24 protein-coding genes and 1 riboswitch are annotated in these 24,939 nt (G+C 38.2%); of the genes, 5 read left to right on the top strand and 19 right to left on the bottom strand.

Translation table 11 applies throughout. The annotated features are described in order from the left end of the window. Positions 1 to 64: 64 nt before the first annotated feature. From HCX62_RS05730 to HCX62_RS05760, 7 genes are all read right to left on the bottom strand, one after another. Positions 65 to 1,411, bottom strand: coding sequence for an Nramp family divalent metal transporter (locus HCX62_RS05730; RefSeq protein WP_185637590.1), 1,347 nt, complete (start codon positions 1,409 to 1,411; stop codon positions 65 to 67). A gap of 112 nt (positions 1,412 to 1,523) precedes the next feature. Then, positions 1,524 to 2,195 (bottom strand): ABC transporter permease, encoded by a 672-nt coding sequence (locus HCX62_RS05735; protein WP_008947803.1) that lies wholly within the window; start codon positions 2,193 to 2,195, stop codon positions 1,524 to 1,526. A gap of 14 nt (positions 2,196 to 2,209) precedes the next feature. Then, on the bottom strand, positions 2,210 to 3,136 hold the full coding sequence (locus tag HCX62_RS05740; protein WP_008947804.1) for an osmoprotectant ABC transporter substrate-binding protein: 927 nt from the start codon (positions 3,134 to 3,136) through the stop codon (positions 2,210 to 2,212). A 1-nt stretch (position 3,137) separates the two neighbouring features. Beyond that, positions 3,138 to 3,794, bottom strand: a complete 657-nt coding sequence (locus tag HCX62_RS05745; RefSeq protein ID WP_008947805.1) for an ABC transporter permease — start codon at positions 3,792 to 3,794, stop codon at positions 3,138 to 3,140. A 3-nt stretch (positions 3,795 to 3,797) separates the two neighbouring features. Beyond that, complete coding sequence (locus HCX62_RS05750; protein ID WP_185637592.1) at positions 3,798 to 4,991, bottom strand: betaine/proline/choline family ABC transporter ATP-binding protein; 1,194 nt, start codon at positions 4,989 to 4,991, stop codon at positions 3,798 to 3,800. A 291-nt stretch (positions 4,992 to 5,282) separates the two neighbouring features. After that, on the bottom strand, positions 5,283 to 5,843 hold the full coding sequence (gene thiT / locus HCX62_RS05755; protein ID WP_008947807.1) for an energy-coupled thiamine transporter ThiT: 561 nt from the start codon (positions 5,841 to 5,843) through the stop codon (positions 5,283 to 5,285). Positions 5,844 to 5,910: 67 nt separating this feature from the next. Then, a riboswitch (TPP riboswitch) is annotated at positions 5,911 to 6,021 on the bottom strand. A gap of 69 nt (positions 6,022 to 6,090) precedes the next feature. After that, positions 6,091 to 6,474: an MmcQ/YjbR family DNA-binding protein gene (locus HCX62_RS05760; RefSeq protein ID WP_010990120.1), complete on the bottom strand. Its 384-nt coding sequence runs from the start codon at positions 6,472 to 6,474 to the stop codon at positions 6,091 to 6,093. A 139-nt stretch (positions 6,475 to 6,613) separates the two neighbouring features. On the opposite strand from HCX62_RS05760, the gene HCX62_RS05765 reads away from it, so the two are divergent. Continuing rightward, positions 6,614 to 8,215 carry an ABC-F family ATP-binding cassette domain-containing protein gene (locus HCX62_RS05765; protein WP_185637594.1) on the top strand — a complete coding sequence of 534 codons (1,602 nt, stop codon included), beginning with the start codon at positions 6,614 to 6,616 and terminating at the stop codon, positions 8,213 to 8,215. Positions 8,216 to 8,255: 40 nt separating this feature from the next. Here HCX62_RS05765 and HCX62_RS05770 read toward each other — a convergent pair whose 3' ends face one another. The 8 genes from HCX62_RS05770 to HCX62_RS05805 all read right to left on the bottom strand — a co-directional run bounded on the left by HCX62_RS05770 (position 8,256) and on the right by HCX62_RS05805 (position 18,338). Further along, the gene (locus HCX62_RS05770; protein WP_185637596.1) at positions 8,256 to 8,906 is read right to left on the bottom strand and encodes a DUF4352 domain-containing protein; all 651 of its coding nucleotides are present in this window, start codon (positions 8,904 to 8,906) and stop codon (positions 8,256 to 8,258) included. A 53-nt stretch (positions 8,907 to 8,959) separates the two neighbouring features. Next, positions 8,960 to 10,300 (bottom strand): dihydrolipoyl dehydrogenase family protein, encoded by a 1,341-nt coding sequence (locus HCX62_RS05775; protein WP_185637598.1) that lies wholly within the window; start codon positions 10,298 to 10,300, stop codon positions 8,960 to 8,962. 87 nt (positions 10,301 to 10,387) lie between these two features. Next, positions 10,388 to 12,055 (bottom strand): ribonuclease J, encoded by a 1,668-nt coding sequence (locus HCX62_RS05780; protein ID WP_185637600.1) that lies wholly within the window; start codon positions 12,053 to 12,055, stop codon positions 10,388 to 10,390. A gap of 19 nt (positions 12,056 to 12,074) precedes the next feature. Next, positions 12,075 to 12,956, bottom strand: a complete 882-nt coding sequence (gene dapA, locus HCX62_RS05785; RefSeq protein WP_185637602.1) for a 4-hydroxy-tetrahydrodipicolinate synthase — start codon at positions 12,954 to 12,956, stop codon at positions 12,075 to 12,077. Positions 12,957 to 12,970: 14 nt separating this feature from the next. Next, entirely contained in the window at positions 12,971 to 14,182 is a 1,212-nt protein-coding gene (dapG, locus tag HCX62_RS05790; RefSeq protein ID WP_185637604.1) for an aspartate kinase, read from the bottom strand. Between the two features lie 11 nt (positions 14,183 to 14,193). Then, positions 14,194 to 15,237: an aspartate-semialdehyde dehydrogenase gene (locus tag HCX62_RS05795; RefSeq protein ID WP_185637606.1), complete on the bottom strand. Its 1,044-nt coding sequence runs from the start codon at positions 15,235 to 15,237 to the stop codon at positions 14,194 to 14,196. A 197-nt stretch (positions 15,238 to 15,434) separates the two neighbouring features. Then, on the bottom strand, positions 15,435 to 17,600 hold the full coding sequence (locus tag HCX62_RS05800; RefSeq protein ID WP_185637608.1) for a peptidoglycan D,D-transpeptidase FtsI family protein: 2,166 nt from the start codon (positions 17,598 to 17,600) through the stop codon (positions 15,435 to 15,437). A 129-nt stretch (positions 17,601 to 17,729) separates the two neighbouring features. After that, complete coding sequence (locus tag HCX62_RS05805; protein ID WP_185637610.1) at positions 17,730 to 18,338, bottom strand: superoxide dismutase; 609 nt, start codon at positions 18,336 to 18,338, stop codon at positions 17,730 to 17,732. Between the two features lie 301 nt (positions 18,339 to 18,639). Here HCX62_RS05805 and HCX62_RS05810 point away from each other — a divergent pair, with 301 nt between their 5' ends. The 4 genes from HCX62_RS05810 (at position 18,640) to HCX62_RS05825 (ending at position 21,719) form a co-directional block, all read left to right on the top strand. After that, the gene (locus HCX62_RS05810) at positions 18,640 to 19,440 is read left to right on the top strand and encodes a DUF1189 domain-containing protein (protein WP_185637612.1); all 801 of its coding nucleotides are present in this window, start codon (positions 18,640 to 18,642) and stop codon (positions 19,438 to 19,440) included. Between the two features lie 112 nt (positions 19,441 to 19,552). Next, positions 19,553 to 20,659, top strand: a complete 1,107-nt coding sequence (ispG, locus tag HCX62_RS05815; RefSeq protein ID WP_185637614.1) for a flavodoxin-dependent (E)-4-hydroxy-3-methylbut-2-enyl-diphosphate synthase — start codon at positions 19,553 to 19,555, stop codon at positions 20,657 to 20,659. A gap of 35 nt (positions 20,660 to 20,694) precedes the next feature. Continuing rightward, a complete protein-coding gene (locus HCX62_RS05820) occupies positions 20,695 to 21,402 on the top strand; it encodes an AzlC family ABC transporter permease (protein ID WP_185637616.1) in 708 nt (235 codons plus the stop codon). Then, a complete protein-coding gene (locus HCX62_RS05825; protein WP_185637618.1) occupies positions 21,393 to 21,719 on the top strand; it encodes an AzlD domain-containing protein in 327 nt (108 codons plus the stop codon). Before HCX62_RS05820 ends, HCX62_RS05825 begins: the two co-directional genes overlap by 10 nt. Before the next feature lie 83 nt (positions 21,720 to 21,802). Here HCX62_RS05825 and prsA1 read toward each other — a convergent pair whose 3' ends face one another. From prsA1 to zurA, 4 genes are all read right to left on the bottom strand, one after another. After that, on the bottom strand, positions 21,803 to 22,684 hold the full coding sequence (gene prsA1 / locus HCX62_RS05830) for a post-translocation chaperone PrsA1 (RefSeq protein WP_185637620.1): 882 nt from the start codon (positions 22,682 to 22,684) through the stop codon (positions 21,803 to 21,805). 136 nt (positions 22,685 to 22,820) lie between these two features. Continuing rightward, positions 22,821 to 23,246 (bottom strand): transcriptional regulator ZurR, encoded by a 426-nt coding sequence (gene zurR, locus HCX62_RS05835; protein ID WP_003721950.1) that lies wholly within the window; start codon positions 23,244 to 23,246, stop codon positions 22,821 to 22,823. Continuing rightward, complete coding sequence (gene zurM, locus HCX62_RS05840) at positions 23,227 to 24,105, bottom strand: zinc ABC transporter permease ZurM (protein WP_008947824.1); 879 nt, start codon at positions 24,103 to 24,105, stop codon at positions 23,227 to 23,229. Before zurM ends, zurR begins: the two co-directional genes overlap by 20 nt. Beyond that, positions 24,080 to 24,853 (bottom strand): zinc ABC transporter ATP-binding protein ZurA, encoded by a 774-nt coding sequence (zurA, locus tag HCX62_RS05845; protein WP_185637622.1) that lies wholly within the window; start codon positions 24,851 to 24,853, stop codon positions 24,080 to 24,082. The genes zurM and zurA overlap by 26 nt, the downstream gene beginning before the upstream one ends. Positions 24,854 to 24,939 lie beyond the last annotated feature (86 nt).

Below are 24,939 nucleotides of genomic sequence, written 5' to 3' on the forward strand. Positions count from 1 at the left end.
GGGAAAGAAATGAGAAAATTATTTTTAATTGTTTACATAATATAATTATTGTCCCCTTACCTCTTTATAAGGTGGTTAAAGTATAGAATAACAAGTAGATATTTAAGACAGCGATGAAAATGGCGACTGTCCAAGAAATGATTTTTAACCATGTCGGGTTAACGAATTCGCCCATCTTCTGTTTATCGCTTGTAAACATGACTAACGGAATAACTGCGAATGATAATTGCATCGAAAGAATAACTTGGCTAAATATTAATAGTTCATTTATTCCGTTTGCTCCGTATAAAGCAGTGATAATAACTGCTGGGACGATTGCCAGTACACGTGTTAACAAGCGGCGAACTACTGGTTTTAAACGGATATTTAAGAAACCTTCCATAACAATTTGACCGGCTAGTGTGCCTGTTAATGTAGAGTTTTGTCCGGAAGCAAGTAAGGCTACAGCAAATATGGTGCTGGCGATGCTGCTACCAAGTGTTGGATTAAGTAATTTATAAGCATCCTCAATTCCAGCTACATTATGTTGCCCGGTAGTATAAAAGGCTGCCGCAGCTAAAATTAAAATCGATGCGTTAATTAATAAAGCGATCGTTAAGGAAAAAGTGGAATCGATAAATGAAAAACGAATTGCCTCTTTCTTTCCTTCTTTTGTCCGAGCATATTGTCTTGTTTGCACGATAGATGAATGCAAATATAGATTATGTGGCATGACTGTCGCGCCAAGAATACCTAGTGCAATATAAAGCATTGCGGGATTAGTAACGATTTCTGATTGTGGGATAAACCCTTTGGCGATGGCTTGCATGTCTGGATGGGACATCACCATTTCCGCTCCGAAGCATACTAGAATCGTAACCATTAAAGTAATAACAATTACTTCGATATAGCGGAAACCTTTATGTTGTAAAAATAGCACGAGAAAAATATCTAATGCCGTAATACAAACGCCCCAAATTAACGGAATGCCGAATAGTAAGTTAAGCGCAATCGCACTACCGATAACTTCGGCGATATCGGTGGCGATGATTGCTAGTTCAGCCAAAATCCAAAGCACAAAGCCAAATGGTTTCGAAAAATGATCACTAGATGCCTGTGCTAAATCTCGACCAGTAACGATGCCTAATTTAGAGGCAAGTGATTGTAATAGTACGGCTAAAATATTAGAAATTAAAATAACAGATAATAAAGTGTAACCAAATTCTGATCCCCCAGCAATAGATGTTGCCCAGTTACCCGGATCGACATAGCCTACCGCAATAAGTGCGCCCGGCCCCATAAAGGCAAATAATTTCCGGAAAAATTTCGCATTTTTTGGAATAGCGACTGAATTATTGACTTCGCTCAAGCTGGGAGCATTTTGTGCTTTTCTCCAGCTTTGTTTTGTGCGTTCTGTTTTCTCCTTTTTCATGCTCCCTGACCTTCTTTCGTTTATGATAAAAAGTTTACTACGGGAAACATTCTTTGTCAAACGAAAAACACAACCTTTTGTTGAAGATGAGAGGTTGTGTTTTCGAGTGTTTCTATAAGGCTTCGGTTAATGATTTTCTTTTGTTTTTAACTGGGTTTAATGTGCGTTCGACCCAACCAAGTAGCAGATCGGCTAAAATGGCCATGACTGCTGTTGGGATTGCACCAGCTAAAATGATGGCGGTACCGTTTGTAGCATTGGTTCCGCGGACAATGATGTCTCCAAGGCCTCCTGCTCCAACGAATGTCCCGATTGCTGCGACTCCAATCGCGATAACAAGTGCATTTCTGATACCTGCCATAATAACTGATAATGCAAGTGGCATTTCGATAAGGCGTAGCACTTGCCATTTTGTCATTCCCATTGCTTTACCGGATTCAAGAAGCGCCCCGTCGACGTTTCTAATGCCTGTGTAGGTGTTTTTTAGAATTGGTAGTAAAGAATATAGGAATAAGGATAAAACGACTGTATTCGTCCCTAAGCCCATGATGAGCATAAGTACAGCTAACAGGGCGAGTGCTGGGATTGTTTGGATGATATTGGCAATTTGGATAACCCAGCCGGCTAAGCGTTTTTTCCTAGCAATATATACTCCGAGCGGTATTGCAATGATTGCTGCGAAGATAACTCCGTAAGCACTCATTAAGAAATGCCGCCAGAACTCTTCCATGACATAACTTCCATTTGTTTGGTAATAGTCAATTAATTGTTTTAATGTTTCCATCTTTTGGCACCTCCTTAGTTTTTACCGTCAAAGTAATTATTTTTTTGTAGGAATTCTTGCGCTACAATGGATGGTTCTTTTAATTTGCCATCTGCCTCATAATTAAGCTTTTGCATTTCTTCAGTGGAAATTTTACCTTTTAGCTTATTAATCGTTGTTTTTAGTTCTGGGTGTTTCTTTAAAATTTCATCTGTTGCGAGTGCTGAAGCGTCATATGGTGGGAAGAATTTTTTATCATCTTTTAATAATTTTAAGTTGTATGTTGGGATACGGCCGTCTGTTGAGTAACCAAGCGCCACGTCCATTTGATTGTTTTTAAGTGCAGTATAAATTAAGCCAATTTGCATAGGGAAGATTTTCTTGAATTCGATGTCATAGGCTTTGGAGAATGCTTTATAGCCGTCTCCTTCGCGTTCCATCCAAGAATTATCAACGCCAGCAGTGAGTTCATTTTCCACTTTGCGCATGTCACTAACGGTGTTTAGGTTGTATTTTTTAGCGGTATCTTGGCGCACCATAAACACGTAAGTATTAGCAAAGCCGTAAGAATCAAACCAGGTTTGGTGGAAACGTTCTTCAAACCCTTTTTTAACAGCAGCTAAGGCTTTTTCTGGGTCTTTAATAGCATCTTCGCCAAGTGGTCCAACTAAATCGGTTCCAGTGTATCTTGTAGCTGTAATATCTACATCACCGTTAAGCATTGCTTGGTGTTGGACGATAGTTGATCCGAGGTTGTTGACGATTTCTACTTTTAAGCCAGTGTCATGCTCAATCAATTCTTTTAAAATATTGGAAACGATTTGTGATTCAGTTGTGGCCATTGCGCCGATACGGATAGTATCTTTGGAACTTCCTCCAAGTCCTGGTAAAGAACAACTAGACAAGAAAAGCGAACTGGTTAGAAGTAACACGCTGAATAATGCGATTAATTTTTTCTTCATATCATTCTCCCCCTTCCCGAGCTTCGCGGATGGCTTTTGGAGTTAAACGATATTCTAATTTTCCAAGCGCGAATTCTACTACAAGGGCTAAAATGGTTACTGGAATTGCTCCGCCGAGAATTAAATCTGGACGGTATAAGTTCAAGCCATTAAAAATAAAGTCTCCAAGACCGCCAGCACCGATATAGGAAGCAAGTGTTGCCCAAGCGATAACGTAAACGGCAGATAAACGAATACCCGCCATAATAATCGAGATAGAATTAGGAATTTCAACGTTTACAATCAGTTGCCAATTCGTCATCCCCATTCCACGACCAGATTCGATTAAATTTTTATCAACCCCTCGAACCCCGATAAAAGTGTTACGCAAGATTGGTAAAAGCGCGTAAATAAATAGCGCAATAATCGCCGGTAGCGTTCCAACCCCAAGAAATGGAATAATGAATGCCAAAATGGCGAGTGATGGGACAGTTTGAAGAACACTAACCACACCAATAACAAAATTCGCTACTCTTGGTGAACGAGTGAGTAAGATTCCAGTTGGCACCGCAACGACGATCCCTAAAATAACGGCAGATAAGGAGATAAATAGATGTTGCCATGTTTGGACAAGTAAGTTATGGCCGTTTTCTTGAAAAAATGTAACAATTGCGTCCATAGCTTATCCCTCCTGCTTCATTTCTGGCTCTGTCGTTTCGGAAGCGGCTTGTTCCTCCTGCTTTTCTGCTCCTTCGTCTACTGAACCCCAAATGGAATCATAAACGATATCAACTAAGCTGGCACGAGTAACAATCCCGACAAGACGTTTATCTTTATCTACTACAGGAATGTATTTATAGCCACGTTTTAGAATTCGTTGCACTGTATCTCGGAGTAAAGTATCTTCATTGACATAAAAAACGTTTTTCTCGATAATATCCATTACAGAAGTTGCTGTATGACGATTTAAATCAATTTGCTCAACATCGATAAAGCCTTTTAAGACATTACCCTCATCCACTACAAGTAAAGTATCCACTCGTTTTTCTTTCATAATCGTAATAGCGGCTTGTAGGGATTTATCCGCTGTAATAGAAACTGGGTTGGTGTTCATAATTTGTGCTACTTGTGTAACATCTGGCTTCGCTTCAATTAAGCGATCTTTCCCAATGAAATCACGCACAAAGGAATTCGCCGGATTGCGCAAAATTTCATCTGGCGTATCAAATTGAACGATTTCGCCTGCTTTCATAATAACGATACGGTCTGCAAGTTTAATTGCTTCATCCATATCATGCGTAACGAAAATAATCGTTTTTCCAAGCTCTTTTTGCAAGTTTTTAAATTCTTCTTGAAGAGAATCACGAGTAATTGGATCTAGTGCGCCAAAAGGTTCATCCATTAAAATTAAATTTTGTTCAGCCGCAAGCGCTCTCAGAACACCGATACGTTGTTGCTGTCCACCACTTAATTCATAAGGATATCGGTCTAAAAACTCTTCTGGTAAATCTACTAATTTTATTAATTCTTTCGCCCGTTCTTGTTTTTTCTCTTCGGACCATTTAAGTAATTTTGGTACAAGGACGATATTTTCACGAATCGTCATATGTGGCATCAAGCCAATTTGCTGAATAACGTAGCCAATCGAACGTCTTAGTTTGACAGGATCTTCCGCCATGATGTCTTTGTCATTAATAAATATTTTACCTTCTGTAGGTTCAATAAGCCGGTTAATCATCTTCATCGTTGTCGTCTTTCCACAACCACTTGGACCGATAAAACAAACAAATTCTCCTTTATCGATGCTAAGAGTTAGATCATTAACAGCTTTTTTGCCCCCTTTATAAGTCTTCGTTACGTGTTCAAATTTTAACACGCTTATACACCTCCATTTTTTCTTTACCACTACCAAAAAAATTGGCAATCGATAAATATTTTCCCTAAAGAGTACTGATTTAAACTTTTTAAATACAAAAAAACAGCTTAAAGACAGTGTTACATTCAAACGGAAGTTCCTAAACAAGATGATTTCGTACTTGTGGCACGTGTGACATCGATGCTAAACTTTAATCGTGAAAATGAGCATTGTAATAAGCTGCTATATAGTATTTATTTAATTATAACACACTTAAAAAGGCCCAAAAGCAAATGCTCTCGGACCTTGTGGTTATTTTGGTAAGAATAATTTGGGTGAGGTTTTTAGTAATATCGAGATGACGATACCAGCAACAATGACCGTAGCCAAGCAACTAGCCCCATTCATGACAATCGAAAAAAGTTGCGCGCCCCAGCCTTGAAAAGCATAAGCCCCCCAGAATAATACGCCAGCAACGTAATGCCAAAAATATTTTGCAACGCCTCCAATAATCATGGTTCCCCACGCCCATTGGATTGCCTTTTTAAGTTGATTAGCAGCTAAATTGCTTCGTACTTGCTTACTGAATACGCCACTAAATGCAACAAAACTGAATGCTAAAATGTACTCAATAAATGCTTGTGACGGCATTAAAATATAGGCTTTCCCAGTGAGGAAATGTAGTAACCCCCACAGTAGTCCAGCGAATCCAGCAGCCCAAAAACCGCGGCGGATCGCAATCACATACATTGGAATCATTCCCAGTGAAATCGAGAAACTAGAACCGATGTCCAGCGGGATAAAACTTAGTACCATAGCAACTGCAGCAAAAATGGCACACTCGAGTAAAATGATTAATCGCTTGTTTTGCATAAAAAATAAACTCCCCTCTTCTTTTTGGTCAAAAACGTACCCCAGAAGAAAGCAGTTTCTATGATTAGAAATGCAATCGCCACAATCCCTACGCTCGTATTAACGAACAGGTTCAAAGGGTCAGAATCCAAAAACACGTGGACTCAATCTCAGCTAAGAAGCCCCCCCTGTGGTAACGTCTATGAAATTATCGTACAACAATTATTATAGCATGCACTTCTTTTTTGTAAAGAATTTTTTCTTTTCTTTAGTCATTTGCAGAAAATTTCACAGTATTTTGTGCTTTTTTCGGCAATTTATCAAAAATAAGCTGATAACTATTTTGAATTAACGCAAATTCAGTTTCAGCTTCCACATCGTATTTTTCATTAATAACGAGCGTAATCCAATGCTTTTTATTTAAATGATAGCCTGGTTTTATGCTCAAATATTCATCGCGCAACAAATCAATTCTTTCCGGCTGACATTTAACGCTTATGTATAAATCCCCGTGGTATAGATGTATCAGTGCGAATATTTTACCGCCAACCGTTAAAGCATGCGTTTTTTTATCAAATGGGAAAGTTTCTTTAGCGGCTTGTAAAGTAAGACAAAGCGCGACTTTTTCTTGTAAAGTTTGCTCGTAATCCATTCGGCTCTCCTCCTTATTTTCATATTATAACATTTATTTATGTGTGTATGCTTTCTTTGCTACACTAACCATGTTAAAATAGAAGTAATTGTGCTTTTTCTGATTTTAAGAAGAAGTAACTTAGTATTGGAGGAAGAAAATGTTAACTGTAAATAATGTTGGCTTACGCTACGGCGATAAAAAGCTATTTGAAGATGTTTCGATTAAATTTTTGCCAGGTAACTGTTACGGTCTTATTGGCGCAAACGGTGCTGGTAAATCAACGTTCCTAAAAGTGCTTTCTGGCGAGCTTGATTCACAAAGTGGTAATGTGCATATTGGTTCAGGTGAGCGTCTAGCTGTCCTTCGCCAAGATCATTTCCAGTATGATAATGAACTTGTTCTTAACACTGTTATTATGGGACATGAACGTCTATACAAAATTATGGACGAAAAAAATGCCATTTACATGAAAGAAGATTTCAGCGATGCAGATGGTATCCGTGCTGCGGAACTTGAAGGCGAATTTGCTGAATTAAATGGTTGGGAAGCGGAATCTGAGGCTGCTGTTTTATTAAACGGCTTAGGTATCCCTACTGACTTACACGGAAAACTTATGAAAGATTTAACTGGTGGAGAAAAAGTGAAAGTGCTTCTTGCGCAAGCTTTATTCGGTAAACCAGATATCTTACTTCTGGATGAGCCTACCAATCACCTGGACATCCGTGCAATTCATTGGTTAGAAGAATTTTTAATTAACTTTGATAATACTGTTATCGTTGTATCCCATGACCGTCACTTCCTAAACAAAGTATGTACGCATATTGCGGATCTTGATTTCAGCAAAATTAAATTATATGTCGGAAACTATGATTTCTGGTATGAATCAAGCCAATTAGCTCAAACAATGATGGGCGATCGTAATAAGAAAAAAGAAGAAAAAATGAAAGAATTACAAGAGTTTATTGCCCGGTTTAGTGCCAATGCATCTAAATCCAAACAAGCAACAAGCCGTAAAAAAATGCTCGAAAAAATCACGCTGGAAGATATTCAACCTTCTAGTCGTCGTTACCCTTTCATTCAGTTCAAACCGGACCGTGAAGTTGGGAACGACCTACTAACAGTAACAAACTTATCTAAAACAATTGATGGCGTGAAGATTCTTGATAATCTTTCCTTCTCCATTAATCGTAATGATAAAGTTGCTTTAGTTGGCGATGATGAAGTTGCAAAAACTGTTCTTTTCCAAATCCTTGCTGGCGAAATGGAACCTGACGAAGGTAGCTATAAATGGGGTATTACAACTAGCCAAAGCTACTTCCCGAAAGATAACTCCGAATTCTTCGAGGAAAACGATATGAGCCTTGTAGAATGGCTACGTCAATTTTCTCCTGAAGATGATAGTGAAGCTTTCTTACGTGGATTCCTTGGTCGTATGCTATTCAGCGGCGACGAAGTACTTAAAAAAGTACGCGTCCTATCCGGTGGAGAAAAAGTTCGTTGTATGTTATCCAAAATGATGCTTTCAGGTTCTAACGTCCTGTTACTAGACGAACCTACTAACCACTTGGACTTAGAATCAATCACAGCGTTAAATAATGGCTTGGAAGGTTTTAAAGGCGCAATGATCTTTGCTTCCCATGACCATCAGTTACTACAAACAATCGCAACTCGTATTGTTAACTTATCAAAAGACCAATTTTACAATAAAGAAATTTCTTATGATGAGTATTTAAAAGAAGTTATGAATGTAGCAGAATAATACTAAAAAAAACAATATCCCATTTTCGGGATATTGTTTTTTATTTTAATTCAATTTTGCCTGTTTCGGTTGTAATTGGTGTGGATGAATCTTTTAAATAGCTAAGGAAACTATAAGAAACCCATGTAATATCAGACACTTTGTCTAATTTATCGACTGGGAAAACGATTTTCCCCTTGGCCGTTTCGCCAGGCTTAATTTCTGTTGTGTCGAAATTAGATAAAACAGCGTCCCCACCATTCAAATCCACTTTATTTGCTTCTAATTGTCCTTGATTTGGATATGTTTCCAGTGTTTTAGAGGCATTGTTGGTAATTTCTAAAGCGATTGTAATGCTACCTTCAACTGACTTGCTTTCTAATGTTGAGTACGTTTCTTTCTTTTCAACTGTTATCGTGCTGATTTTTTTCTTAATATTATCTGCGGAATCTTCATAGTTTACTTGATATGTCTTTGTTTCTTCTGGGGTAGTTTGACTTGTTCCTTTAGAAGAATAGTTAAACACATCATTTTGTACTTGTTGATAATGTGAAAAACTAACAATGATACCAATAATTGAGCCAATCATTAATAACGTTCCTGCGCTTGTTAAAATAGCACCGATTTTCCGTCTGGCTGGGAAAAATAAAATAACGATACCAGCGATAAAAATTAAGAAAGCACATATTCCGGCAATAATCCAAATTTCCATCTTATTTGCTCCTTTTTATGCGAATTTCTCCCTCACTATAACATATTTCTTCGCTAGTTCAAAGCAGTTAAATCACTTGCTGGCGATGGATAAGCAAAAATGACAGATTGTAAATCGGCCAAAGTGAGGTTTGCTTTTATTAAGAGAGCGATATAATTTATCATATAGTCTGCTTCTTCACTGAGGAAATGAGCGCCTTTGATTTGTCCTGTTTTTCGGTCTTCAATAATTTTTGCGAGTGCGATTGATTCGTTTGTTCGTTTGTAAGTGTACCAATTTGTTGTGTCATGTTGTTTGATTTGGTATTTTTCAGGGGCTGCTTTGGCCTCTTCTATGCTAATACCAATACTTGCGAGTTTCGGACTCGTAAAAACAACGCTTGGGATTGCTGGATAATCGACTTTTTCGTCGCCTCCTAGGATATTTTTAGCGACGAGTGCGGCTTCGAGACTGACAACTGGTGTTAACGGCGCGCCTTTGGTGTCAGCTACATCACCGCACGCATAAATATGAGGATTATTAGGCGTTTGTAGTTTTTCATTAACGACGATGCCTTTTTTCGTATAATCGATACTTGCTTTTTCTAGTGATAAGTGATCGATATTAGGCTTTCTACCGGTCGCTCCAATGATTAAATCTGTATTTAACGAAAAGCCATTTTTACCTTGAAGATGTAGTTTTTTACCATTTTTTTCGATTTTAGTAATATCTGTATCAAAATGGAAATGAACGCCCTCTTCTTTCATGCTGGAAACTAGTGCGGCGACAAAATCAGGGTCGAATTTCTTCAATGGTGCACTATTGTGATGAATAACATGCACTTCACGCCCTGTTGCCTGTACAATCGATGCAAATTCAAAAGAAATATAACCACCGCCGATAAAAACGACGGAATCTGGTAGTTTTTCGAGTGATAAGAAATCATCACTTGTTTGGATATATTCTTGTCCTTCCACTTGGAGCGTGCTTGGTGTAGCACCGGTTGCGATAACAATTTTTTTAGCAGTTAGTAAATCATCACCGACTTGTAACGTATCTACATCTTGAAAGCTTGCTGGGCCAAAGAATGTTTCAATGCCTGCGTCTTGAAAACTTTCTAAACGACTTTCGGGCACATCCTCGACAAATGTTTCTTTAAAGGCCATTAAATCTGTCCAGCTAATTGTAGCAGCTTGCTTAATCCCTTTGCCACGTAGTCTTGTAGAAAGGTTTCTTGCTTCTGCAGCACCGACAAGGACTTTTTTAGGGTCACATCCTCTGAGTACGCATGTTCCGCCCCAACTCCGCTCTTCTACAATTGCGACTTTTAATCCGGCTGCCTGAGCTTCAAAAGCAACGGTTGTTCCGCTTGCGCCGCTCCCGATGATAACTACATCATATGTAAATTTTGCCATGTCAATCACTCCTTCCTAGCTTGTTTTCCCGTCTACTTTCACTTTTAAACGAAAAAACTGCCACACACGAATGTGTAGCAGTTCCGACTAGACTTCCATGATGATTGGTAAAATCATTGGACGACGTTTTGTTTGTTCAAATAAGTAACGGTTTAATTGGTCACGAATATCTTGTTTTAATTTCGCCCATTCAAAACCAGTTTCTTGTAGGTTTTTTTCGACAATTTTTGTTACTACTTTGGATGATTCTTCAATTAAATGCTCGGATTCGCGTACATAGATGAAGCCGCGTGAAATGATTTCTGGTCCGGATGTAATTGTTTTAGATTTACGATTAAGTGTTACTACAACGATGAAAATACCATCTTCAGAAAGTAATTTACGATCGCGTAGCACGATGTTTCCAACGTCACCAACACCTAAACCATCAATCAATGTGTTACCAGAGTATACGCGGTTTCCAGCAGTCATTTTATCATTTTTAAATTCTAAAATTTCACCTTTACCAACGATAAATACTTCTGATTTTGCCATACCGACTTCATGAGCTAATTTAGCGTGGCTGATTAGCATACGATATTCTCCGTGAACTGGAACGAAATATCTTGGTTTTAATAAGTTAATCATTAGTTTTAAATCTTCTTGGCTTGCATGGCCAGAAATGAATAAGTTATTGCTCATGGTTAACACTTTAGCGCCGGCTTTATACAGCATGTCCATTGTTTTTGCCATCATTGTTTCCAGTGATGGAGATGGTGTTGTTGTAATGTACACAGTATCACCAGGTTTGATGTTCAGTTGTGGGTGATTTCCTTTTGTCATTAATTGTAGTGACTGGATTGGTTCGCCCAGATTACCTGTTTCAATAATAGTAATTTCATCATCGCTATATTTTTTTAGTTCTTTTAATGGCACGATTAAGTCTTCTTCAATAACGATTTTGCCTAATTCGCCAGCAATTTCGAATACGCGCTCTAGTTCTTTACCAACAATCGCGACTTTACGTTTTGTTGCAACAGAAGCATCAAGCACTTGTTGTAAACGGATTAAATTAGATGCGACACAAGCAACGATAATTCGACCGTCTGCCATTCTGAATGCGTGTCTAATTTCTTCTTCGATTAAGCTATCGCTAGAAGTAGTTCCAGGGTGTTCTGCTTCTGAACTATCAGAAAGTAATGCTAGTACCCCTTTTTCACCAAATTCTGCAATATGGCTTAAATCAGAAGCATAGCCGTCTTTAGCTGATTGATCAAATTTGAAATCCCCTGTGTAAACGATGGAGCCTTCACTTGTTTGAAGTACAATCCCCACGGAATCTGGAATTGTGTGTGTTGTACGGAAAAAGGAAACATCAATTTTAGCAAAAGATAATGTTGTTTCTTCGTTTACAATGTGGAAATTCTTGAAGCGTAGTTTACGATGCTCTTTGAGTGCAGATTTTGCAAGAGCGATTGTTAATTCTGTTCCGTAAACTGGCGCTTTGATTTTTTGAAGCAAGTATGGCAGTGCGCCAATTGCATCTTCGTGACCATGTGTTAATAGAATTGCTTTCACGCGGTCTTTGTTTTCTTCTAAATATTTAAAATCAGGGATAACGATGTCAATTCCTAGTAATTCATTTTCTGGGAACATTAAGCCCGCATCTAATATAAAGATATCTTCGTCTATTTCTACTACATATAAATTTTTGCCACTTTCATCGACGCCGCCGAGTGGAATGATTTTTATGTTTTTCGCTTTTTTTATTGTCAAAGCGTAGACCTCCTTTGAACTATTTAGAAAGTCCTTCTAATATAGCTTGTAATTTCGTTCCTTGTTCAGCATTCAAATCTACAAGTGGTAGTCTTACAGGTCCAACACTAATGCCTTGTTGATTTAGTAAATATTTTGTTGGTGCTGGATTTGGTACAGAGAATAGGCCATTCATAAGTGGAAGTAATTCCCGGTGGATACTTGCCGCTTTTTGAACCTCTCCTCGTTCAAACGCTTGGATCATTTCTTTCATTTCATTTCCTACCACATGGCTCGCAACGGAAATAACACCGTCTCCGCCTACAGCAAGGATTGGTAACGTTAAACTATCATCACCACTGTATACTTGGAAATCGTCCGAAGTTTCAGCAATGATTTTACTAATATTATCCAAATTACCACTAGATTCTTTTACACCAACAATGTTAGGTAATTTTGCTAAACGGATAATTGTTTCTGGTTCGATATTAACGACACTACGACCAGGGATATTGTAAATAACTACAGGTAGATCAGAGGCTTCGGCAACAGCAGCAAAGTGCGCATATAAGCCGTCTTGGTTTGGTTTATTGTAATATGGTGCAACGATTAAAACAGCATCGATGCCACCAAGTTCAGCCACTTCTTTTGTAAAAGCGATTGTTTCTGCTGTGTTATTGGAGCCAGTTCCAGCGATTAATTTCGCACGTCCGTCATTTGTTTCGATTACTTGGCGGAATAATTTTATTTTTTCATCATGGGACAAAGTTGGTGATTCACCAGTTGTACCAGCGATTACTAAACCATCAGAGCCATTTTCGATTAAGTGGTTCACGAGATGATGAATTCTTTTTTTGCATACTTTATCTTTTTCTGGGTGAATTGGTGTTACCATTGCTGTAATTACTTTCCCTAAATCCATCTTTCATTTCCTCCTTACTTAATTTCCAAACAAAATACGTCATGAAGGGCATTGACTGCTGAAATTAAGTCCTCTTCTCTTACTAATACCCAAATAGTTGTGTGACTATCCGCTGATTGTAAAATTGGGATGTTTTTTTCAGATAATGCACCTACGATTCTTGCTGTAACACCAGGAACTCCTGTGATTCCGGCACCGACAATGGAAACTTTTGCACAAGCTTCTCGGACAGTTGTTTGTAAGTTTGCTTCTTCTAATAATTGTTTCACTACATGACTTTTTTCTTCTGGGACTGTAAAAATAACAGATTTAGTAGAGATGTTAATGAAATCAAGGCTGATTCCAGCATCTGCTAATATTTTAAAAGCGAGTTGTTGTGCTTTTACTGTGTCCGTTTGTACAGATATTTGGGTAAGATTCGTAACGTGAGCAACCCCTGTTACCATGCGTTCCTTCACGTCAAAATGACCTGAATCATCTGCTAAAGAAGTAACGAGTGTACCTGTGCTTTCCAAATAAGTAGAACGAATGCGCATCGGGATTTTTGCGGTCATTGCAATTTCAACGGCGCGTGGATGAATCACTTTAGCGCCTTGATACGCCATATTGCTTACTTCGTTATAACTCACACGTGGAAGTGAACGAGCATGCTCCACAATGCGAGGATCGGCTGTCATCATACCATCAACATCTGTAAAAATATCAATATAATCTGCTTGTAGAGATACGCCAAGTGCGGCAGCTGATGTATCACTTCCACCACGACCAAGCGTTGATATATCACCAGTTGCAGTGATTCCTTGAAAACCAGCTACTACTGCCACATCAAGTGAGGTTAAGGCGTTTTTTAAACGTGTAGTATCAACTTCTGTAATTTTAGCGTTTAAGTGGTCATCCGACGTAATAATACCAGCTTGACCACCCGAAAATGCTTCAGCTTTGATGTTTGCTTCTTTTAGCATATTTGTAAAAACAGAGGCGGAAATGGTTTCACCGACAGAAAGCAAAGTGTCTTGCTCTCTGGCAGTTAGCTTAGTATTTTTAGCGCCGATAAGTTCTAGCAGTGTATCGGTTGCGTAAGGATCACCATATCTGCCAATTGCTGAAACGACAACGACTACTTTGTAACCTTCTTTTAAGGCGTGTTTAATGTGGTTAAATGCCATCAAACGTGTTTTTTCGCTTTGAACGGATGTTCCGCCAAATTTTTGAACAATGATTTTCATTACTTACACCTCTAAATAATCGCTAGTTTGACTAAACTTTCCGCTATTTGAATCGAATTCCATGCAGCACCTTTGAGTAAATTGTCGGAAACAATCCACATGTGGAAGCCTTTAGAATCGTCAATGTCAGCGCGAATGCGACCAACGAATACTTCTTTTTTGCCGGCAGCAGAAACGGCTTGTGGGTAGACTTGATTTGCTGGGTCGTCTTCAAGAACAACACCAGGAGCATTTTTTAGTGCATTTTGGATATCTTTCGCACTTACGCCATCTTTATCTACTTCAATATAAACACTTTCAGAGTGACCGCTCACTACCGGAATTCGAACACATGTAGCGGAAACTTTGATTGTATTATCTTCCATGATTTTTTTCGTTTCATTGATCATTTTCATTTCTTCATATGTATAATCATTTTCTGTGAAAACGTCAATTTGTGGTAATGCGTTAAAAGCGATTGGATAATGCTTTTTGTCCCCTTTTACGGGCATAATTTGTGGAGTGAATTCTTTATTATCTAAAACTGCTCGGCTACCGTCTTTTAGTTCTTGGATGGCACTAACACCAGAGCCAGAAACAGCTTGATAAGTGGAAACAATAATACGATTTAATCCGAATGCTTCTCGAATCGGTTCGAGGGCTGCGACCATTTGAATGGTGGAACAGTTAGGATTGGCAATAATACCATTATGGGAGAAAAGTGCTTTTTCATTTACTTCTGGAACGACTAATGGGACTGTTGGATCCATACGGTAAGCACTTGTGTTATCAATAACAATAGCTCCGCGTTTCACAGCTTCTTTTGCGAGAGCTTTAGAAACAGAACCGCCCGCACTAAATAAAGCGATATCAACGCCTTCAAAACTTTCAGGTGTGGCTTCTTGAATAATTACTTCTTCACCGCGGAAGGCTAGTTTTTTTCCAGCAGAACGAATAGAAGACAAGAACGAAACTTGCTTTATCTTAAAAGTCGCCGCCTCTTCTAGTAATTCAATCATTTGGGTACCAACTGCACCAGTAGCACCTACAACTGCGACATGATAGCTTTTTGTCATAGTTTACAATTCCTCCTTCAATTTAATCCTCGTGTTTCTGCTTAGAAACAGAAATCTGGTTAATTTTACACTTACTTTATCATACCATAAACAAAGCCGTTTCGCAGTTTTTTATACGTTTTAACGACTATTTTTTTAAATTGTTTGTTAGTTTGAAATAAAAAAACCACTTTCACGCAAATGAAAGTGGTTTTTGATTAATTTTCGGTTTGTTCAGACTGAGCTTTTGCAGCTGCTTCTTTGTTGTTAATTGGTTGTTCTACTTTTGATTCGTCTTTGTTTGACTCAGCGCGTTCTTTTTTAAGCTCGAAATATTTATCGAATACTTCTTTAGAGATTTTCATGTTTGTTTTTTGGTCTGTACCGTATGGACGATAAATCCAAGGAACAACGACGGAAATAGCTATCTCTGGCTTTTCAACTGGCGCATAGCCGACGAAAGTAGTATTCCAAACACTGGCCATTTTGTTGCCTTCTTTTGGTCCATCGTAGAAAGCATCTGCAGTACCTGTTTTACCTGCAACATCGTAATCACTTGAAGTGAAGACGGTTCTTGCAGTACCAGTAGAGCCATGTGTTACTTCGTAGAACCCTTGTTGAACTGTTTTGATGTCGCTTTCGGAAACGCCGATTTTATTTAATACTTTTGGTTCGTTTGCTGTTGCAAGTGTTCCAACAGAGTCGCCATTTGTACTAGGGTTTCTAATTTCTTTTACCATGCTTGGAGCAATTCTTGAACCTCCATTAGCAATTGTCGAAACGTATTGAGCCATTTGTAGTGGTGTGTACGAATCATATTGGCCGATAGCGAAATCGAGAATTTTACCAATTGTTTGGTCGTCCCCTTTATAACCAGTTTGTTCGCCGGGAAGGTCGATGCCTGTTTTTACACCTAGGCCGAACTGATTATAATAATAACGCATATCGTCAAAAGTACTTAGTGGTGCTCTAAGGGGGCCATTTGGTACATAGTTGGCGCCACCCATTTTCATTGCTACTTGATACATATAGGAGTTAGAAGAAATTTCTAACGCGCCAACAGGATCAAGTGGTCGATTTCCAGCTCCGGTTCTATTAAACCAAGAACTCTTTGGTTTTGTTCCTTTTAAAGCGATTGGTTGGTCGGTGAAGACGGTTTTGTTTGTAATAGCGCCGTCCATAATACCGCCAAGAATCGTGGAGCCTTTTACAGCGGAACCCATTGCGTATGCTGTCGTAAATGTACCTAGGGAATAATCTTCAAATTCTCCTTTGTCATTTAGCTTTTGACCGGCAAGTGCAAGGACTTCTCCGGAATATGGATCCATGGCAACAACGAATGCGCGGTCAAAAAGGTCGGAACCGGCATATTGTTTCCCTTGTTTAATATTTTTTTGGAGAATCTCTTCTACAGCTTTTTGGAATTCGACATCAACGGAAAGAACTAAATCTTTTCCTTTAGAGCCTTCGTATTTGCTGACAGTTTCGATGATGTTTCCTTTAGAGTCCAGAACGCTTTCAGACTGGGATTTAGATCCAGCTAGAACACTTTCATATTGGGCTTCTAAATAACTTTTACCAACACGGTCATTGCGGCTATATCCTTGAGATAAGTAATATTCCGCTTTGTCTTTCGGTAGACCTTCTTTCGCTGTGGAAACGGAACCTAAGATAGAACGTAATGTTTCATCATAAGTATAGTAGCGATTCCAGTCGGTCGTTGTGTCAACGCCAGGTAAACTGTCCATGTTTTCACTAACGCGAGCGATTTCTTCATCAGTTACATCTTTATTTTTGACAACCGATTCGGTCATTGCGTAACCAGTAGTCATTTTTTTGTAGATGGTTGCTACTTTTAAATCTTCGGTCGTTAAACTAGCGATATCATCTTTTGTTACTTTTTCTACTTGGATTTTGTAAGCCTTAGATGAATCAAGTGCCTGTTCTTTCGTAGATAAGCGATTTAAAGATTCGGTTTGATGCGTTAGAATCCAGTAATCTTTTAAATCACGATCGGTTAGTTTTTCAGGTTCAACTGTAATTAGTTTTTGTAGCGTTTGAGCTACATGAAGCGTTTCCGCAGTTTCTGTTTGTTGACTACGTGTGTACGTAATCGATTTGACTGCAGAGTTACCAACTAATAAATTGTAATTCCGGTCGTAAATGCTACCACGTGGCACGTTTTTGGAAACTGTTACGTTATCTGTTTCTTCTAATTGACGTTTGTAAGTATCCCCTTGCACGATTTGAACAATACCAAGTCGTAAAATTAACACGGAGAATAATATAAAAATAATAAAGAATAGAATATTTAAACGTAGTGGAATGATGGCGCGTTTCTTCTTAGTGGAATCTTTTTTCTTTTTTCTAAAATTTAGTTTCACGCATAGTTACCTCACTTTTCAATAATACCTTTCCCTATTGTAGCTGAAAAAGCATGATTTTTCCACTGTAAGTTGATTAGAAATTCATTAGAAATAAAAAAAGACCCACCGAAGTGAGTCTTTTGATTATTATTTAGCTGCGTCAAAGCGTTTGTTTGCTTCATCCCAGTTAATAACATTCCAAAATGTGTCGATATATTCAGGACGACGGTTTTGGAATTTAAGGTAATAAGCATGCTCCCAAACATCTAGTCCTAGAACAGGAGTTTTACCCTCGCTTAGTGGAGAATCTTGGTTTGCAGTAGAAACGATTTCTAATTTACCATCATTAACTACTAGCCAAGCCCAGCCAGAACCAAAGCGTGCTGCAGCTGCTGCATTGAATTTTTCTTTGAATTCGTCAAAAGTGCCGAATTCGCTTTCGATTGCTGTTTTTAGGTCGCCAGTTGGAGCGCCGCCACCATTTGGGCTAAGGATAGACCAGAATAATGTATGGTTAGCGTGACCGCCACCGTGGTTACGGACAGCGCCGCGAATGTTTTCAGGAACGCTATCTAGGTTAGCAACTAATTCTTCCGCAGATTTACTTGCAAGTTCAGGATGTCCTGCTACCGCTTCGTTTAGTTTTGTAACATAAGTATTGTGGTGCTTTGTATAGTGAATTTCCATTGTTTCTTTATCAAAATTCGGCTCCAAAGCATCATAAGTATAAGGTAATTTAGGTAATTCGTAAGTCATTAAAAATTCCTCCTTGTATTGTTTTTACGTGAAAAGAAATGACATATAAGGCAAAAGTTTCATGTCCTATTTCGATAGAACTACTATTAACCTTAAAAACAGTTTCTTCTTACACCATTTAGCCTACCATGCTCCCGAAATGCTTGCAATTTTTCTGCTCAGTGATGTTTCAGCATTGATTTTGCAACCATTTCAAGCTATGATTAAGTTTAGGTGGAAAAAGTACGCTCTTTTGCACATACATGTATCTTTTTCCCTGAAACTCAAAAGTTAAACCATTAGGTGAGGTGTTGAAAAAAGAATGAATATTTTTACACGCTTCTGGAAGAGTCTGTATTCCCCTGCGGATATTGCCTCGTTTCGAAATGATAAAATCAGAAAAAGTATCGTTTACATCATCGTTTTATCGTTCGTGACTTTCCTTCCATTAGCATACTTTACGAACGTTACGACAAAAAACGCGCTAAAAGTTGGCGAAGAAACCATAACAAATGAAATTCCGGATTTTAAAGTGACAGATGGTAAATTGGTTTTAACGGATAATACAGTTAAAAATGTCCCTATCTCGATTGATCAAGATGAATTACATATTTATTTTGATGCTTCCGGTACACTTGATAAAGATGGTGTTGATAATAAAATCGCTTCTTATGATAGTGCGGTAGCTTTTCTTTCAGATGGTATTTATATTACTGCAGCTGGTGTTTCTCAATCTGTTAGTTATGAAACGGCCGGAATTAGTGATAAAGCAGATTTAGTTGATTTATATACATCGATTGAGTCTTTAGCTAAATACTTTATTCCAATTGCTTTACTTGTACTCTTTATCTTTACGCTAGGTTCGGTATTCTTCCGCGTAGCACTTTATGCGTTATTCGGATTTATTCTTTCTGGATTTGGTCGAACAGGCATTGCTTTCCGTCAAAACTGGATGATTGCTGCTTACAGTATTACGCTGGCGGCGGTTTTCACAATGGTTATGGAGGCACTGCAACTAGTTGTTCCTTTTGGAATGGAAATCAATATGGTTGTAAGCATGATTTTTGTCTTCCTTGCGCTTCGTTCAATCCCACCAAGCGAACCAACTACTTTAGAAAAATAATTTTTAGCCACTTGCTTCTGCAGGTGGCTTTTTTGTAGCATTACACACGTGATTTTGTGATATAAAAGTGGTATGATAAAAAAATCAAAGCTAGACTAAAGGAGCGATTTCTTTGAATGAAAGAACATCTCGCGAAAATACTCGCCCAGTCCAAGTTGGTAATTTAACGATTGGTGGTAGTAAAGAATTAACTATTCAAAGCATGACTACAACAAAAACGCATGACGTCGAAGCGACGGTAGCGGAGATTCACCGATTGGAAGAAGCTGGCTGCCAAATTGTACGAGTAGCTTGTCCAGACGAACGTGCAGCGAATGCCCTTGCTGCAATCAAAAAGAGAATTCATATTCCACTTGTGGCAGATATTCATTTTGATTATCGATTAGCGCTGAAAGCAATTGATGCTGGTGTTGATAAAATTCGAATTAATCCGGGTAATATCGGACGCCGTGATCGCGTGGAAAAAGTGGTTAATGCAGCTAAGGCGAAAAATATTCCGATTCGAATTGGCGTCAATGCAGGTAGTTTGGAAAAGAAAATCATTCAAAAATATGGCTATCCTACTGCTGATGGTATGGTGGAAAGCGCTCTTGCTCATATTAAAATTCTTGAAGATTTAGATTTTCATGATATTATCGTTTCTCTTAAAGCATCTGATGTGAATTTGGCAATTGAAGCGTATGATAAAGCGAGCCGAGCATTTAAGTACCCTCTTCATCTGGGAATCACCGAATCTGGTACGCAATTTGCTGGAGGAATCAAAAGTGCTGCTGGTCTTGGGGCGATTATGAGCTTAGGGATTGGGAACACGTTACGAGTGTCGCTGAGTGCCGACCCTGTGGAAGAAATCAAAGTGGCGCGCGAATTATTGAAATCATTCGGTCTTTCGTCTAATGCGGCAACCCTGATTTCCTGCCCTACTTGTGGACGGATAGAGATTGATTTAATCAGCATAGCTAACGAGGTCGAGGAATACATTGCTACCATTAAGGCTCCTATTAAAGTGGCAGTGCTTGGCTGTGCCGTAAATGGTCCAGGAGAGGCGCGTGAAGCAGATATTGGAATAGCTGGTTCGAACGGGGAAGGCCTGCTTTTCAGACACGGTAAAATCATTCGAAAAGTACCAGAAGCTATCATGGTAGACGAATTAAAAAAAGAAATTGATCTTTTGGCAGAAGAGCATTTTGCAAAAAAAGCAGATTTTGAAAGCCTGGGATAATTGTATCCGGGTTTTTGTTTTAGGGAGGGATTTTTTTGGAAAAAGAGAATGAGCTAAGTTTTTATGATGGGGTTAAAGCTTGCCTTCCCACTGTACTTGGCTATGCAGGTATTGGCATTGCTGCGGGTGTGGTTGGTAAAGCATCTCATTTAAGTCTTTTGGAAGTGGCGTTACTGGCAATTATTGTCTATGCGGGTGCGGCTCAATTTATTATTTCTGGTTTATTATTATTACAAAGTCCGATTTCAGCCATTATATTTACTACTTTTTTAATTAATTCTCGACATTTTTTGATGAGTATGGCAGAAGCTCCCCATTTTAAAAAGTATTCTCTATGGAATAATATCGGGATTGGCGCCCTTCTTACGGATGAAACGTTTGGTGTTTCGATGAATCAGATTGGGAATAAAAAGCCTGTTAGTGCCAAATGGATGCACGGGATTAATGTGACGGCCTATTTGGCGTGGATTGTTGCTTGTATTGTTGGTGCTTTTATAGGGAATTGGCTGCCGAATCCGGAACAATTTGGGCTGGATTTTGCTTTGTCAGCGATGTTTATTGGTTTGCTTTATTTGCAAGTTGTTAGTGATAAAAGTAAAAAAATGAGTACGAGTTTATTTGTGATGCTACTTGTGGCACTGTTTTTAATTGTATTTATGCGTGTGATGTCGCCGGAACTAGCTATTTTAACGGCAACATTACTTGGCTGTTTGATGGGAGTGATATTAGAAAAATGGCGTTAAGTTCGTATACTTTATATGTAATTATTGGTTGTGGTCTTGTTACCTTTATACCGCGTGTTTTGCCGTTTATTTTTGTCCGTAAGTTACAGCTGCCGGATGTAGTGATTCGCTATTTATCTTACGTTCCCCTCTGTATTCTGACAGCCCTTTTTGTTCAAAGTTTATTAGTAACGCGGGAAAATGGTTTTCCAGGTATCAATTTTGAAAATCTGCTGGCTTCATTGCCTACTATTGTAACCGCAATTTTAACTAAAAATTTAATGTGGGTTGTTATCGTTGGGATTATTTCCATGGCGATGATTCGCTTTTTTGCATAGAAAAGCCCTTTACTGGAGTGTGTTTTTGACGGGAATCAAAACCAGTAAAGGGCTTTTTATTTATAGGTGGATCCGAGGTAACTTTAGTTAGATGTTGTTGTGCTAGTTGATGAAGTGTCTGTGTAATCAGCAAATGCATCTTTTAAATCGCTATCTTTAATATCAATGTTGGCTGCTTTTAATTCTTTTTTCAGTGCAGCAGTCATATTTTCAGAAGTTAATTGAGAATCGATATAAGCAGCTTTTACGTTTGCTTTTTCTTTTTCGTATGTGCCTTTTTCTGTTTTCTTCACTAATTGAATCAAGTGATAACCGTAAGTGGATTTGACAATACCACTAACATCATCTGTGTTTTTTAGTGCATAGGCTGCTTTTTCAAACGTTTCGTCCATTTCACCTGGACCAAATGGATCTAATAGACCGCCATTTGTGCTAGTTGCTGTATCTGTAGAATATTCTTTTGCTAAATCGGCGAATTTTTCACCATTTTTTAGTTTTGTTTGGATTTCTTTGGCTGTTGCTTCGTCATCTACTAAAATATGGCGAACGGTGATGTCTGGTTCCCAGGTTTTATAATAAGCTTTTAGTTTGCTTTCGCTGACATCCATATTGGCTTCTGTCGCTTTTTGAACTAGTAGATTATACTCTAAATTTTCTTTGAAAGAAGTTTTCGTTAAATTATTGGAAGATAGCGTTGATTCAAATGAGTCACCGTACTGTTCTTCGTATTTTTTATATTCTGCATCGACTTCTTTTTCGGTTACGGTGTATTTATCTGCTAAGATTTTTTTGAAAGTAAGTTGTTGCACGACCTCATTACCGTAAGTCGTTTTCATTGCTTCATAAAGTTCATCTTGCGTGACACTTCCTGCATCTGTTTTTACGACCGCACTACTGCCACATCCGGCAAGCAGTAGTAATGTAGCTGCTATTACGGAAATCATCACTTTTTTTAATTTTGTCAAACTGTTCCTCTCCTTCTTCTTTCGGCTACTTCTTACTTTAACGATAAAAAGTGTCCAGAATAAGAAACAAATATGAAATAATTATGAACATTATACATAAAATAAAAAAAGGCCCGGATTGCGGACCTTTTTGCTATTAAGAGGCTTGTAAACATTCTGGACATTCGCCGTAAACCTCGAATTTATGGCCGTCAATTTGGTAACCAGGTAATGCTTCGGTTAAAAAATCCATTGGGCACATCATAATTTCTTTTGTTTTACCACATTTCATACAAATAAAGTGATGGTGATGATGCTCGTGTGTACAAGCCAAACGGAAATTCCGCTCACCAGAAAGATCGGTTTCTTCAAAAATACCTAACTCTACAAATAAAGAGAGATTGCGGTAAATTGTATCAAAACTGATTCCTGGGAAATCATCTTTCATATTTTCTAACACATCTTTTGCCGTCAAATATTTATTTTTACGAGCTAGTAAGTTAATTAGAAATTCACGTTTATCTGTGTGTTTATAGCCTTTTTCTTTCATTTTCATGAGTGCTTCAGTTGCTGTAAGTCCCATTTTCCTCACCTCGTTTTGAAATTAAGATTTTTTGACGTATTTTTTGATATAAAATGGTGACGATCAAAAGTAACACAGAAATAATAACAATCGCTCCACCTGGTGCTAAATTTAAATAATACGCTGTAAATAAGCCGCCAATAACCGCAATTTCACCAAATAAAATTGATAATAAAATGGTTTGCTTGAATCCTTTGGCGATGCGAATAGCTGCTGCGACAGGTAATGTCATTAAAGACGATACGAGTAAAATACCGACAATTCGCATGGAAGACGCAATAACAAGCGCGACTAAAACCATAAAAATAATATCGAATACTTTCGCTTTTAAGCCAGAAACTTTGGCATATTCTTCATCAAATGATAACAGAAATAGTTCTTTATATAAAGATAAAATAACGATAAACACAATAATCGCAGTGACAACAATTGTAATCATATCAGTGCGGCTTACGGCGCTCACACTACCGAATAAATAACTAAATAAATCCGTATTAAATCCATTAGCTAAGGAAATAAATATAACGGAAAAGCCCATACCTGCCGACATAATAATCGGAATGGCAAGTTCTTCAAAATGCTTATAAACGGTACGCAGTTTTTCCATTAATAAAGATCCTACTACCGAAAAACCAAAGCCGAGATATAGCGGATTGAGTGCGGCTAGTGGCAAATAAGTTTTGCTTAAAAATAAACTAACAGCAATCCCCCCTAGCGTCACATGGCTAAGCGCATCTGCCATTAAAGAAAGCTTTCTTACGACGATAAAACTTCCGAGTAATGGAGCGATAACGCCAATAACAAGCCCAACGATAAATGTATTACGGATAAAATCATACTGGAGAAGCGTCGCAATCACGGCAAGCATCCTCCCTTCTGCGTTGTTCTGCTAATATTTCAAGTTCGCGGTCGGCCAAGTAATGTTGATATTCATGGGCAGAACCATCGAAAATAATGCGTTTATTAATGCTTATAACATGATTAACATACGTATTCACGGCCATTAAATCATGGGTTACGAGCAAAAGTGTCATTTCTTCTGTCCGATTTAATTCAGCTAAAAGCTCGTAAAAAGCTTTTACATTTTCGACATCGACACCAACAGTTGGCTCATCTAAAATTAACAATTCCGGTCTGCTAACTAACGCTCGCGCAATAAACACACGTTGCTGTTGTCCACCAGAAAGCTCGCCAATGTTGCGATGCAGATAGTCAGTCATTTCCACCCGTTTTAAAGCATAGTCAATAGCTTCTTTATCTTTATTGTTCAAGGTTTTAAATAAGCCTTTTTTCTTCGTTAATCCACTGGCGACAACTTCCTTCACAGTGGCTGGAAATGCAGAATTGAAGGCATTTGATTTTTGGGAAACGAAGCCGATTTTAACCCAATCTTTGAAATCTGCTTGTTTTTCTCCAAATAACGAGATGCTTCCTTGTTGTTTTTTAAGTACACCAAGAATTAATTTTAACATGGTTGATTTACCTGAACCATTAGGACCAATTAAACCAGTAAAACTGCCTTTAACAACTTGAAAATGAATGTTTTCTAAGGCATGTTCTTTATCATAATGATAACTTACATTATTTACTTCTATGATTTTGTTCATTCATGTTTCTCCTTTGACAGCATTTGCTAGCCGCTTTTACTAGTATATAAAATAATTGTCAAAATGTAAATCGTAATTACTTCGAA

The organism is Listeria swaminathanii, assembly GCF_014229645.1.
In the GTDB taxonomy this organism is placed as follows: Bacteria; Bacillota; Bacilli; order Lactobacillales; family Listeriaceae; genus Listeria; species Listeria swaminathanii.